This is a genomic window from Frateuria sp. GZRe14, from assembly GCF_051900395.1.
Classification (GTDB): domain Bacteria; phylum Pseudomonadota; class Gammaproteobacteria; order Xanthomonadales; family Rhodanobacteraceae; genus Frateuria_A; species Frateuria_A edaphi.
This window is the reverse complement of sequence record NZ_JBHZGJ010000001.1, coordinates 1488835-1500708: the sequence shown is the minus strand read 5'-3', so window position 1 is coordinate 1500708 and position 11874 is coordinate 1488835. Positions and strand designations below refer to the sequence as shown.

The 11874-nt window shown below is 59.1% G+C and carries 11 protein-coding genes; all 11 read left to right on the top strand.

Annotated features, from left to right (window positions below):
- Positions 1–2002 precede the first annotated feature (2002 nt).
- The 11 genes from ACFWZ1_RS06855 (at position 2003) to ACFWZ1_RS06805 (ending at position 11408) form a co-directional block, all read left to right on the top strand.
- Positions 2003–2578 carry a hypothetical protein gene (locus ACFWZ1_RS06855; protein WP_439665875.1) on the top strand — a complete coding sequence of 192 codons (576 nt, stop codon included), beginning with the start codon at positions 2003–2005 and terminating at the stop codon, positions 2576–2578.
- Positions 2547–3203 carry an NMCC_0638 family (lipo)protein gene (locus ACFWZ1_RS06850; protein WP_439665874.1) on the top strand — a complete coding sequence of 219 codons (657 nt, stop codon included), beginning with the start codon at positions 2547–2549 and terminating at the stop codon, positions 3201–3203. The genes ACFWZ1_RS06855 and ACFWZ1_RS06850 overlap by 32 nt, the downstream gene beginning before the upstream one ends.
- Positions 3204–3524: 321 nt before the next feature.
- On the top strand, positions 3525–3905 hold the full coding sequence (locus ACFWZ1_RS06845) for a YqcC family protein (protein ID WP_439665873.1): 381 nt from the start codon (positions 3525–3527) through the stop codon (positions 3903–3905).
- A 729-nt stretch (positions 3906–4634) separates the two neighbouring features.
- The gene (locus ACFWZ1_RS06840; protein WP_439665872.1) at positions 4635–4958 is read left to right on the top strand and encodes a hypothetical protein; all 324 of its coding nucleotides are present in this window, start codon (positions 4635–4637) and stop codon (positions 4956–4958) included.
- 57 nt (positions 4959–5015) lie between these two features.
- A complete protein-coding gene (locus tag ACFWZ1_RS06835; protein WP_439665871.1) occupies positions 5016–5261 on the top strand; it encodes a hypothetical protein in 246 nt (81 codons plus the stop codon).
- Between the two features lie 990 nt (positions 5262–6251).
- A complete protein-coding gene (locus ACFWZ1_RS06830; protein WP_439665870.1) occupies positions 6252–6491 on the top strand; it encodes a hypothetical protein in 240 nt (79 codons plus the stop codon).
- Positions 6492–7947: 1456 nt separating this feature from the next.
- Positions 7948–8193 carry a hypothetical protein gene (locus tag ACFWZ1_RS06825; RefSeq protein ID WP_439665869.1) on the top strand — a complete coding sequence of 82 codons (246 nt, stop codon included), beginning with the start codon at positions 7948–7950 and terminating at the stop codon, positions 8191–8193.
- 507 nt (positions 8194–8700) lie between these two features.
- The gene (locus ACFWZ1_RS06820) at positions 8701–9177 is read left to right on the top strand and encodes a hypothetical protein (protein ID WP_439665868.1); all 477 of its coding nucleotides are present in this window, start codon (positions 8701–8703) and stop codon (positions 9175–9177) included.
- A 64-nt stretch (positions 9178–9241) separates the two neighbouring features.
- A complete protein-coding gene (locus ACFWZ1_RS06815) occupies positions 9242–9610 on the top strand; it encodes a hypothetical protein (RefSeq protein WP_439665867.1) in 369 nt (122 codons plus the stop codon).
- A gap of 451 nt (positions 9611–10061) precedes the next feature.
- Entirely contained in the window at positions 10062–11033 is a 972-nt protein-coding gene (locus ACFWZ1_RS06810) for a hypothetical protein (RefSeq protein WP_439665866.1), read from the top strand.
- Between the two features lie 27 nt (positions 11034–11060).
- Positions 11061–11408: a hypothetical protein gene (locus tag ACFWZ1_RS06805; RefSeq protein WP_439665865.1), complete on the top strand. Its 348-nt coding sequence runs from the start codon at positions 11061–11063 to the stop codon at positions 11406–11408.
- Positions 11409–11874 lie beyond the last annotated feature (466 nt).

Below are 11874 nucleotides of genomic sequence, written 5' to 3'. Positions count from 1 at the left end.
AGCCCACCATCGACGCTGTGGGTTAACGCTGGCATCCTCTCTTCCTCTGAGCGAGCGACGCTGCGCGCTCAAGGCCTCAACGTCACCGAGTTCGCACGGTCAGTTCCTTTGCAGGGCCAGGGCTTGTGTGCAGCTATCGACTCCATCGAGGAGCATCATCCTGGTTCGTCCATCTGGGTTGAGCACGTCGCGCAGCCCTAACTATTCGTTCAAGCCGGACGGCTTCGCCGCCGCTTAACTCCAACGTTAGGCAGCAAACACGGAGGGTTCTCGCCCTCACATCTGCCAGCTCCTCGACCAGCTCGTGGGCGCGCTGTCTGCGCCACTCACAGCTGCGGCACGCGCGGACGGCTGGACCGAGGTTGTTCAAGCCAAGTGGCTTCGAGTGTTCCAAGACATGCGTGCATCAGTGGCCGCCGGCCTCGACCTCCCAGGGGCATCAATCGCGCGCGCTTTAGATCACGACGGGATCGCTTCCGGTTCTGTGCTCGAGAAGGCAGCAACGCTTAGCAATCTAGTTCGTCTGGCAGGCACCTCGCGTGCCTAACACTTCGTTCAAGGCGGACGGCTTCGCCGCCGCTTAACTCCAGCGTTAGGTGCGACCATGCTCAAAGGGACATTTGTCATCCTCGCGTGCTGAACTTGGTGGCGTTCTACTTCAGCGCCGAGAGATTTCTCATTTCCCTTGCACCGCCGCACCTGCTGGGCGAGTGCACTTCAGGCGCGCTGAGCCAGGCCGCACACGAGGCTAGCAATTCAATGCAAAACTTCCTTATCCCTGCCGCCATGTGGCTAGGTGGAACAGCGCTGGCAGACCTTTTCTTTGCGGGGGTCGTTATCTTTGGCAGGTCCGGCAACGGCACCTAACAAGTCATCCAAGTGGACGGCTTCGCCGCCGCTTAACTCCAGCGTTAGGCATATGAGCCGCCACACGGATCTCTTCGTCCAAGCACCGAGCGAGGTGTCGCTAGACGATTTCGTCCGAAAGTCATGTTCGTCGCTTGACATTCCCACTTATGAGCAGCGCGAGAGCAGCCACTACCTCGAGTCTCGGTACTTCCGCTCTATCGGCCACCCACCCGAGGTCAAAGTCTGCCTCCTGGACGAGCCCGACTTCCCCGAGTACCGCTTTTGGGTTCGAGTGTCGTCCGACACCGATTCAACCAACTCCGCAACGGTGTTGGCCACCGCTCTGGCCAAAATCTGGCCATCCTGCTTCATGCCCTCCGCCGGTTGGGGGCGCAAAGACTGGAATGGCTATGGCACAAGCTACACTGCCTAACTACTCGTTCAAGGCGGACGGCTTCGCCGCCGCTTAACTCAAGCGTTAGGCCCTTGCTGGGTTGTCCTGTCGCAGCGTGTGCTTCGACCAAGCCCGCGCCAGTGTTCAGCCCTCCGCGCTTGGCGGCTGCCTCTGCGGCGCTGCGGCAAGCCCCAGCATCCAAAGCTGCTAGCGTTGTGCTTGGTGGGGCTCGCGGTTGTGCCGGCACGGTCGCCCAAGCATGGCGCGGCGCTAGCCCCTAACTCTTCATTCAAGCGGACGGCTCCGCCGCCGCTTAACTCGGGCGTTAGGCCTATGGGTCGGATCCTACTTTTGCTTGTAGCCTTGGGGTTTCTTCCAGGCTGCACTGCGTTAAAGCCGACGGCTCCAGCTTCCAAAGAGTTGGCGGCCGCCTTGCTTTTTGTCCCAGGTGACAAGCCTCTCGATGTGGGCTCAGGCATCGTCTCCGTGGGCAACTACTATTTCCCCTCCGCGCCGGTAAAGTTGGCTTACATTGCTCCGGGCGAGCGCGAGATTGGGTACAACTGTCCTGGCTATATCTATGTGGACGGGCCACCGACCGTAGTACAAACCTTCGAAGGCGGGGAGCGTTACGAGCTGTTCTGTCGTGGCGGCAAACCCATCATTCGCGTGCGGGCTCCGTGAGGCGCCTTACAACGCGTTCAAGGCGGACGGCTTCGCCGCCGCTTAACTCCAGCGTTAGGGCCCACAGCGAGCAGCATGGCAACAGAACTTCACCCGCTGACCAGAGCTAAGCTCGACGAGCTCTCTCGTCCAATCACCGAAACGATCATGAAGTGGCGATTCTTCAATGCCCAGAAGGGCATTGAGACTACTAAACATGACGGTTCGGCCGTTTCGATTCATGGGGTCAAGTACGCTGGATCCGTCCCGCTCGTCTACTGGTCCGGCTTTTTTGAGCCTTTCATGATTCACGCTGCATCTGAGACTTTGGGTTGGGTAGCGGATCACTGTAAGGAGAGGCGTCTCGACCCGGCCCCCTACATCGATGAGGCGCGATTGCTCATCCACGACTTGATTCGAAAGAGCTACCACGAGATCGCCAAGACTGATCAGCTTCTCCGAGGCAACGGCTTCCCAGAGACTGTCACCCCACATGACGTATCGAGCAAGGAAAAAGCCGCTTGTGATCACGTCGATCGTCTAGCTAAGGCCTATCTCCTGTCCGGCCCACCTACCCCGCGGGCAAGCGAAGACATCATTGAGATTAAGCCCAACTTATGGGGAATCGGCGTGAACTTCAATGCGGTCTGGCGCCGGATTAGGGGTAAGTAGGTGGCTCCTAACAATTCGTTCAAGGCGGACGGCTTCGCCGCCGCTTAACTCAGGCGTTAGAATTCAAGGGGGCATTGTGCGGAAGCTTGCAACAGTACTAGTCGCGTTGTCCTTCCACTCGGGTCTCTCAATCGCCGCCACCACCGGCGAAGTTCAGGCTAGCTCCTTCATCAGCCTCTACTCGTCTCTTTGCCTCAAACACGTCAACAACTTGGATGCCCTGCGAGAGAAGCTGAGGCCCTTGCCGAAGCTGCCGCCTGAAAAAGCAGAGCACTTTCTTGCTGGGCGCGCTGGTGACGTATGGCCAATTCCCGACAAACACGGAACGTTCGTGCTGGCCCTTCCCAAAGGCATGAACCTTTGTGCGGTATATGGTCGCCGAGCGGACGCTGAGGCTGTTCAGCGACAATTTTCAGCTATCGTGGCTACCGCACCGTCACCGATTGTTGCAACACGTGTGGCAAACAAGCTCGCTCAAACATCGGCTAACGGCCAAACACGTACAGTTGTATACGAATGGTCTGTCCCAAATGCTCATCGCAAACTGCTGTTCACGCTTACAACGGCTTCATCCGCAACAGCGCAAATCCAAGCTATGGGGTCCGCCGCAACCGTTAGCGAGTGAAATCTAACTACTCGGTCAAGCGGACCGCCGTCCCGCTGCGCGTGCCGTCGGCCGCTTACCTCAGGCGTTAGCGCCCTTGCTTGGTTGTGCTTTCGCAGCGTGTGCTTCGGCCAAGCCGGCGCCAGCTTGCAGCTCTCCGCACTTGTCGCTGCCCTTGCAGCGCCGCGGCAAGCTCCCAACGTCCAAAGCTGCTAGCGTTGCGCTCGGTGGGGCTCGCGGTCGTGTCGGCACAGTCGCCCAAGCGTGGCGCGGCGCAAGCCCCTAACTCTTCATTCAAGCAGACGGCTCCGCCGCCGCTTAATTCGAACGTTAGGCACGTAAATGCAAAGCTCTCCGCTAGCCAAGCTCCTAGACGCGATCGAGGTAGAGCTTCGAAAGCTCGGGTACCTCGCCGGCAATCCAGCTCCCATCACGGGCACCTCCTCTGCTTTCGGCCACGGCCAAATCTCGTTTGAGCAATGGCTAGGCCAAGTGTTCCTTCCTAATGCGCGGGGGGCGGTTGCCGCCAACAACCTGCCCAAATCAAGCCAAGTTGCGGCGGCTGCAGTACGCAACCTCGACGGCGTTGATGAAGCTGACACCCTGCTTGGGCTTCTCAGCTCCTTCGACGCAAAGATCAACCAAATGGGCGGCGCAAGCGGTGTCTCCCCGGGGCGCCTAACCATTCGTTCAAGGCGGACGCGCGTACCGCGCGCCGCTTAACTCAAGCGTTAGGTCCACGAAACAAGGACGCGCAAAATGGACGTACTGGATCACGAGCCTCACTGGTGGTTCCTCTTGCAGGACGGTGATGCGCTTCTGCTAGACGTCCACTGCAGCCATGGCCCCGTCGACTACGACTGGACTATGGTGTTGAACGATGGCGAAGTCGCTCAGTATCGTGCAGCCGGCCGGGCGTTCATCAATTCTCTCGCCGAAAAGGTCCAGTGGACGGCGCCGGGCGCTCGGGGCAGTAGCTCTCCATGCCTTGGTCGCAACCTAGGCGCCAGCGCGCGCCAACAAGTATCTGCAGCCATCATGCACTGGCGTAAAGGTCACGCCACGCAATTAAGCGGTCGGGCCTAACAACTCGTTCAAGGCGGACGGCTTCGCCGCCGCTTAACTCCAGCGTTAGGCGTCACATGTTCAATCGGCTTCGCACGTTTGCAAAGGACCTACACAGTGCGCAGTGCTGCTTTTGCGGCAGCTCTCTCGCGCAAGCGGAGGGTCTATCCCTCACCCTCCATCTACCTGACGGTGCAAGCCAGCACATGTACGCTCACCCGGACTGCTTCTCTCAAAGGTTGCACCCATCCGTGCCGTTCTTGGCTGACGATGCGTGAGCAATCTCGGTTGGCGCGTGTTCGGCGGCCTAACAACTCGTTCAAGGCGGACGCGCTGACGCGCGCCGCTTAACTCCAGCGTTAGACACCAAGAAACGGAGAGCCTGGCATGTTGCGAATTTTGCTTAAGAGCGCTGCCGTATCGTTGGTGGCGACTCTGTCCGTGTTGCTCGCACTCCTCTTCTACCTTGGCAGTTACACCTTCGTTCCCACCACTGCCGCGGCCAGCCTCAAGGGCATTTCGGCTGCGCAGCAAGCCGCGTGGGCCGCTGCCAACACGAAGACAATCAGCGGTGCGGGTTATGCGGCCTATGTCGCAAGTGATCCCACAATGCGCTCGGCCGTAATCTCCGGCTCGGCTTATGTGTTTGCGTTCGGCTTGGCATGTGCGTTTGCCGGTGCTCTCGTTCAACGCCGCAGCGCAAGTGTCTAACAACTCGTTCAAGGCGGACGGCTTCGCCGCCGCTTAACTCCAGCGTTAGAACTCACGATGCTTCGACAGCTCGCAGAAAAAATTCCAGCGCACCTCCCAAAAGCCTTCGTCATTGGGCTGGCATGCTGGGGCGTGGCTGCAATACTCATGGGCGCGGCCTTTGCGTGTGTAAAACTTGGCTGGCACAGCGCCTACATGGTGGTCTTCGCAGTCATCTTTATCTGCATTCTTGGCTTCATGGGGAGCGTGGCTTGGTTCTTGGTGGAGCAAACCTCAGGTCGCGTAACCAAGTGGCGCGGCTAAGTTCTAACAACTCGTTCAAGGCGGACGGCTTCGCCGCCGCTTAACTCAAGCGTTAGGTTCGACATGAGAATGCGGTTGCTTTCGAGATTCGCGATTGGGTTCTTCGGTGCTCTTGTGGTCAGCGCCGAGGCGGGTGCATTTGAGTGCACGCCCATTCCTGCCGGCGTAGATCATGCAGTCGCCCAAATCACGGGCACACCGCTTCCTGAGCACCAGACAGCGCTATACGACCTTCACCCCGGTGGTGCGCGAGAGGCATTGGTCTACCTCAGCGGCCCTGAGTGGTGTGGCAGCGGTGGCTGCACATTACTTGTGTTCGAGCAGCATGGTGCACGGTGGCATCCGGTCAGCCGCATCACTCTGGTTCGCCCGCCCGTTCGCGCCCTTCCCGTGGCTTCCGGTGGCTGGGCGGCGCTCTTCGTCCAAGTTTCGGGCGGCGGCATCATCAACGGCTACACCGCCGAACTGCCATTCGGGGCAAACGGCTACGCATCCAATCCCACCGTCCCGCCCGCCCGCCCAATCGCAGGTCCGCCCGGCGGCGTCACGCTCATCGGGGCTCATGGGTGCAGCGACCGCGCTCGGGTGGCACCTAACAATTCGTCCAAGCCGACGCGCGTACCGCGCGCCGCTTAACTCCAGCGTTAGGCCCTCAGATGAGCAGGCTACTTAACAAACTAGTTTTCGCCAATCCATGGCTCGTGTTGCTTGTCTGGGGCAGCTTCGTGGCGCTTCACGCCACCTATTACGTCCAGTCCATCCTTGCTTCATTCCCAGCGGACGGCGAGTGGTACGCTAGGTCACATAGCTACCAGCTCCTTGCGTTTTCGTTTGTTCGTTTTCCTCTTTGGCTTGTTCTACTAGGTGGGTACTTCGGCTTCCGCGGCTATTGGCAGGGCAAAGCAAGCGCCCCAAGCAAGCACGGGCAGGCCTAACAACTCGTTCAAGGCGGACGGCTCCGCCGCCGCTTAAATCAAGCGTTAGACACACATGCTCTACAACGACGGCACTGAGGCAAGGTTGGGCGACGAGATCACTATCTCAGGCACGTGCCATGGCAAAGTTGTAGCGTGCATGGATCGCGCTGAGTACTCACCGGCTTACCCAGAGGCAGAGTGGGCCTACCTCAAGGTCGGCGTCCTGGTCAATACGGACTTTGCTGGCTTGGTCCATTACCCTGATTCGGCACAAGAGCATTTCGCTCTGGTCAAGCGCAACGCCAGGGTCTAACTATCCATTCAAGCGGACGCGCGAAAAGCCGCGCGCCGCTCAACTCCACCGTTAGGCCCTTGCTTGGTTGCTCTATCGCGGCGTGTGCTTCGGCTAAGCCCTCGCCAGGGTTCAGTCCTTCGCACTTGGCCGCAGCCTTTGCAGCTCTACGGCAAGCTCCAAACACTCAAAGCTGCTAGCGTTGTGCTTGGTGGGGCTCGCGGTTGTGCTGACACAGTCGCCCAGGCATGGCGCAGCGCAAGCCCCTAACTCTTCATTCAAGCGGACGGCTTCGCCGCCGCTTAATTCGGGCGTTAGGCACCGCAATGAAGCGACTCTGGCCATGGATATATCTAGTGTTGTTTGCGGCCGCCTTCCTCAGCGGGTCACCGATCTTCGGCAAAGGGCAAGGTCGCACCAACGTCGACTGGGTTTTCGTAGCCGTTTCATTCGCAGGCTTCCTCGCCTTTCCGTCCTTGGCGGTCGGCTATGCGCGTTCACGCACAACAGGTCGCCTTCCCGTGGCTTCGTTCTTGCGAGGGTTTCGCGGCGGCTGGTGGGTAGACCCTTTACAGTGCCTCCGTGTAACTAGCCTACTGCTTATGGGCCTGTTCCTTGGTTCGCTGTTTACCTTGCCTCACGCCAGGTCGCAGAGTGTCATGCTCGTGTGGTGGTACGCTGCCATGGCAGCTGGCTCAACAGTAGGCGAGCTTGTCGCTCTCAAGGCGTTTCGCGGCAGCGTTGCCTAACATCTCGTTCAAGGCGGACGGCTTCGCCGCCGCTTAACTCAGGCGTTAGAACTCATGGACCCTCGTTGGCACAAATTCACTGCTGTCTGCAGGCAAGAGTTTGCAAGCTGCAGCTTTCAGGATCAGCTCATGGCTGCGTGCCAGGGCAACAAAGATGTAGCTTGGGCAACATACTTTCATTTGCGCGAGCACTCGTTGGACTGGCTACACAAGCAGGTGCACGCCCTGGGCAAGGAAATGCCAACAGCACTACTCACATCCGGCAGGGACGACGAGGTACGCCATTGTCTTTGGGCAATGCCGTGCTAGGCCTTTCTAACTACTCGTTTAAGGCGGACGGCTTCGCCGCCGCTTAACTCCAGCGTTAGCATCCATGTCCGAATTACTTGCCCGATATAGCGTCGTCCTCCGGTCGGATATTCCACCAAGGGAGTACGACTTTCTTTCGGACTATGCAGCCACATCACGTCTCCGAGCGGGCAAGACTTGTTACACTTCTGGTGTACCCAGATCGACACGTCACATCACGTCTATATTCAGCTCGAGACGTTCAAGTCTGGAGATGTTGTGACGTACCCGATACAAATACCTCATCACTACATCTTGCTCATTTCCGGCGCTCAGACACCAAAGGCCATTGGTTTCACTGCCCCGCCGTGAGTGCTAACCAATCATTCAAACGGACGGCTTCGCCGCCGCTTAACTCAGACGTTAGGCATCATATAGCCATGCAAGAAGAAATCACCAATGGCGTTGTTGCCGTCGTCAAGTTCGTCGCGTACTACATCATCTGGTCGTTCGTTCTGTTCAACCTTGGTCGCGTGTCACTGCTTCTTCTTACGCTGGGGCAGTATCCACGAGGCCTCGATGCGCAACGTCACGTCAATCAAATTTCGCTCGTGGGCATTCTTGTACTTGTCTTGGCTTGGTCGGTTGTTGCCATCTACAACAACACTCTTGGCGTCCATGCCTAACATCTCATTCGAGGTGGACGGCTACGCCGCCGCTCAATTCCAGCGTTAGCCTATGATCGGCACCCTCCTACTCATGAAGGTAATCGCCGTTGCTCAAGGCATTTTTGGCGCCATAGGGGTAATCTTGGTGCTTTCAACTGAAATGCAGGCGGACCTCATCTACCGAGGTCGGAGCCCCCTGGCTGGTGATGCTAAGAAGTACTTGGTCTGGGGCATGTGCTTTTGCCTTGTTCTTGGCGCCTTTTGTCCTTGGCTCAAGCCATCCGCATCCCCATTTTGGGCATGGCTCGCTCTTGGTTTTCACCTCATCAGCAGCGGGCTTGATGCGGTAACACTGCGAGGGCATGCTTGGTGCCGGCGCTGCGTTGTGACGGGGGTTACTGTCAAAGCGAGCGCAGCCCTGGTGCTTACTTGCCTTGCCTCCGTTCATGCATCGGCGGGCAACGGCTAACATCTCGTTCAAGGCGGACGGCTTCGCCGCCGCTTAACTCCAGCGTTAGGCCTCTGATGAAGTACGCATTGCTCTTGCTGGCGCTGCTATCCACGGCCTCGGTGGCCGAAGGTCTCGTACCACTCAAGAAGCCGGAACTGGCTGGCGTCTTGGGCTTGTCCGAGGAACTTGCTCGCACCGACGCATCTGCAGGCCAGCCGCAGCCCTACATTGTTCGCGTGTATGCCGCGCCTGTCGCTGTCAGCGAATGCGACGGCACCGTCGCGTCCTGCCCAGATGTCCGTCTTCTAATCACGGTCTCATCAGGAGATTTGGGCGAGCGCCCCTCCTTGTTCGAGCTTCCCGCTCAAAAGGGGTGGGAGTTCGTCGGCTGGTCGGCACCTAGCTCCTTGGGCGGCCAGCCTGCAGCATCCTTCGTCATCCGCAGCGCTCTGCCGGAAGCGAACATCAGTCCGGCGGCTCGCAAAACGTGGCGTCCCCGCACCTTCCGTATGCTCGTCACACCCGAGTTGGCCACCTATGCTCCTCGGTAGGCCTAACGAGTCGTCCAAGCGGACGCGCGTACCGCGCGCCGCTTAACTCAAAGCGTTAGCTGCCATGGGAAGTTCGCTCGCCATCGCCACAGCATTCCTCGTCGGCTCTTGGTTTCCCATAGCCGGAGGCACATGGACTCCTGAGCAAGGTGTTGTAGCGCAGCTGCGAGCAACGCTCCAGCCGTATGTAGTCGCTCACGCGAATGACCAGCATCGTGAGCTTCAACCTTGGTCAAGCTACTCGTTTCAGTATCAAGGTCGTGGCAGCACAGACGGCAAATTCATCTTCATCAACGCCTTCTGCGATTCGCCTGACGCATATGCGGCCAAGCAGTTCGTGCAAGTTCTAGACGGTGGCACTTGTTACTTCGAACTCAAATACAATCCAAAAACTAAGACGTTTTACGACCTCGGGTTCAACGGCGTAGCGTAACGCGCTGTGGCACCTAACCAGTCATCCAAGCGGACGGCTTCGCCGCCGCTTAATTCCAGCGTTAGGCAGCAAACATGGAAGGTTCTCGCCCTCACATCTGCCAGCTCCTCGACCAGCTCGTGGGCGCGCTGTCTGCGCCACTCACAGCTGCGGCACGCGCGGACGGCTGGACCGAGGTTGTTCAAGCCAAGTGGCTTCGAGTGTTTCAAGACATGCGTGCATCAGTGGCCGCCGGCCTCGACCTCCCAGGGGCATCAATCGCGCGCACTTTAGATCACGACGGGATCGTTTCCGGTTCTGTGCTCGAGAAGGCAGCAACGCTTAGCAATCTAGTTCGTCTGGCAGGCACCTCGCGTGCCTAACATTTCGTTCAAGGCGGACGGCTTCGCCGCCGCTTAACTCCAGCGTTAGATGCCTATGTTGGCCAATCCTCGCGACCGCCATGATCTCCATGGGTACCTGGCTTAATGTGCCTGGAGGCACGTGGAGCCCCGACGCCAACGTGGCAGCAGAAGCAGCTTTGAAGCTACGCGCATACGCCGAGCAGCAAGCATCCGCCAAGGGCCTCACGCTTCAGCAGTGGCCTAGCTACACGTTCCAGTATCAAGGGCGTGACGTTTCAGGCCATCATGTTCTCTACATCAACGCCTTCTGCGGCCAGCCTCCGGCTTACGTCAAGACGCAGCTCGTCCAGGTACTCGACGGCGGCACATGCTATTTCTCCGCGTACTACGACCCGGTAAAAAAAGCGGTTTTTTGGCATAGCATTCAACGGTGTCGCGTAGCGGCATCTAACCAGTCATCCAAGCGGACGGCTTCGCCGCCGCTTAATTCCAGCGTTAGGTTCGACATGAGAATGCGGTTGCTTTCGAGATTCGCGATTGGGTTCTTCGGTGCTCTTGTGGTCAGCGCCGAGGCGGGCGCATTTCAGTGCACGCCCATTCCTGCCGGCGTAGATCATGCAGTCGCCCAAATCACGGGCACACCGCTTCCCGAGCACCAGACAGCGCTATACGACCTTCACCCCGGTGGTGCGCGAGAGGCACTGGTCTACCTCAGCGGCCCTGAGTGGTGTGGCAGCGGTGGCTGCACATTACTTGTGTTCGAGCAGCATGGTGCACGGTGGCATCCGGTCAGCCGCATCACTCTGGCTCGCCCGCCCATTCGCGCCCTTCCCGTGGCTTCCGGTGGCTGGGCGGCGCTCTTCGTCCAAGTTTCGGGCGGCGGCATCATCAACGGCTACACCGCCGAACTGCCATTCGGGGCAAACGGCTACGCATCCAATCCCACCGTCCCGCCCGCCCGCCCAATCGCAGGTCCGCCCGGCGGCGTCACGCTCATCGGGGCTCATGGGTGCAGCGACCGCGCTCGGGTGGCACCTAACAATTCGTCCAAGCCGACGCGCGTACCGCGCGCCGCTTAACTCCAGCGTTAGACGTCAGGGGATCGCATGTCGCAAGGACAGCCAAGAGACTCGGTTCAAGTCGCCTACGACGCGCTCGAGCACGTGTTCAATAGGTACTTCAACTCCAAGGCGCACCAGAGTAATCGACACCCCGTCGGCGATCCTTCGCGCGTCGAGGCAGACCTCACGGAAATTGAAAAGGCCCACTTGGGCCTGCTTCAGAGCAAGCTGCACGCAACTATCGCGCAAGAGCTCCTGCGCTCCCTCGCGTCCTCGTCCACACAGAGCGACAGGCTTGGCAAAAAGGTTTTCTGGCTCAACGTTGTGCTGGTCATTCTCACGGCGGTCATGGCCGTGTCAGCGGTCGCGCTGCTACTACGCGGTGGCGTCTAACGTCTCGTTCAAGGCGGACGCGCTGACGCGCGCCGCTTAACTCTAGCGTTAGCCCCTTGCTTAGTTGGTCTCTCGCGGCGTGTGCTCCGGCCAAGCTCTCGCCAGCTTTCGTCTTCCGCACTTGGCACCAAAGCCTTGCAGCAGTGCGGCAAGCTCCAGGCCCCCAAAGCTGCTAGCGTTGCTTTCGGTGGGGTTCGCGCTCGTCCGGCACAATTGCCCAAACATGGCGCGGCGCAAGCCCCTAACTCTTCATTCAAGCGGACGGCTCCGCCTCCGCTTAACTCGGGCGTTAGGCCGACTAGGTAGCACCCATGGGTTCTGAGATCGTCTTTCTGTTCGGCCCGCTGTCCCTAGCCGTCATCTTCGCTCTAGGATACTTGGCATCTAAGCCACGCTTCCGGGTTGCTGCAGTGCTCTGCGCCTTGTTGGCAGCTTTCGTTAGCCTTGGCACTGTGAACGTGGTCCC

Bases quoted from the DNA above. Each gene is read 5' to 3' on its own strand.
- ACFWZ1_RS06850 (WP_439665874.1), top strand. From the start codon at position 2,547: ATGCGGTCTGGCGCCGGATTAGGGGTAAGTAGGTGGCTCCTAACAATT.
- ACFWZ1_RS06855 (WP_439665875.1), top strand. From the start codon at position 2,003: ATGGCAACAGAACTTCACCCGCTGACCAGAGCTAAGCTCGACGAGCTC.
- ACFWZ1_RS06845 (WP_439665873.1), top strand. From the start codon at position 3,525: ATGCAAAGCTCTCCGCTAGCCAAGCTCCTAGACGCGATCGAGGTAGAG.
- ACFWZ1_RS06825 (WP_439665869.1), top strand. From the start codon at position 7,948: ATGCAAGAAGAAATCACCAATGGCGTTGTTGCCGTCGTCAAGTTCGTC.
- ACFWZ1_RS06810 (WP_439665866.1), top strand. From the start codon at position 10,062: ATGGGTACCTGGCTTAATGTGCCTGGAGGCACGTGGAGCCCCGACGCC.
- ACFWZ1_RS06805 (WP_439665865.1), top strand. From the start codon at position 11,061: ATGTCGCAAGGACAGCCAAGAGACTCGGTTCAAGTCGCCTACGACGCG.
- ACFWZ1_RS06815 (WP_439665867.1), top strand. From the start codon at position 9,242: ATGGGAAGTTCGCTCGCCATCGCCACAGCATTCCTCGTCGGCTCTTGG.
- ACFWZ1_RS06840 (WP_439665872.1), top strand. From the start codon at position 4,635: ATGTTGCGAATTTTGCTTAAGAGCGCTGCCGTATCGTTGGTGGCGACT.
- ACFWZ1_RS06835 (WP_439665871.1), top strand. From the start codon at position 5,016: ATGCTTCGACAGCTCGCAGAAAAAATTCCAGCGCACCTCCCAAAAGCC.
- ACFWZ1_RS06820 (WP_439665868.1), top strand. From the start codon at position 8,701: ATGAAGTACGCATTGCTCTTGCTGGCGCTGCTATCCACGGCCTCGGTG.
- ACFWZ1_RS06830 (WP_439665870.1), top strand. From the start codon at position 6,252: ATGCTCTACAACGACGGCACTGAGGCAAGGTTGGGCGACGAGATCACT.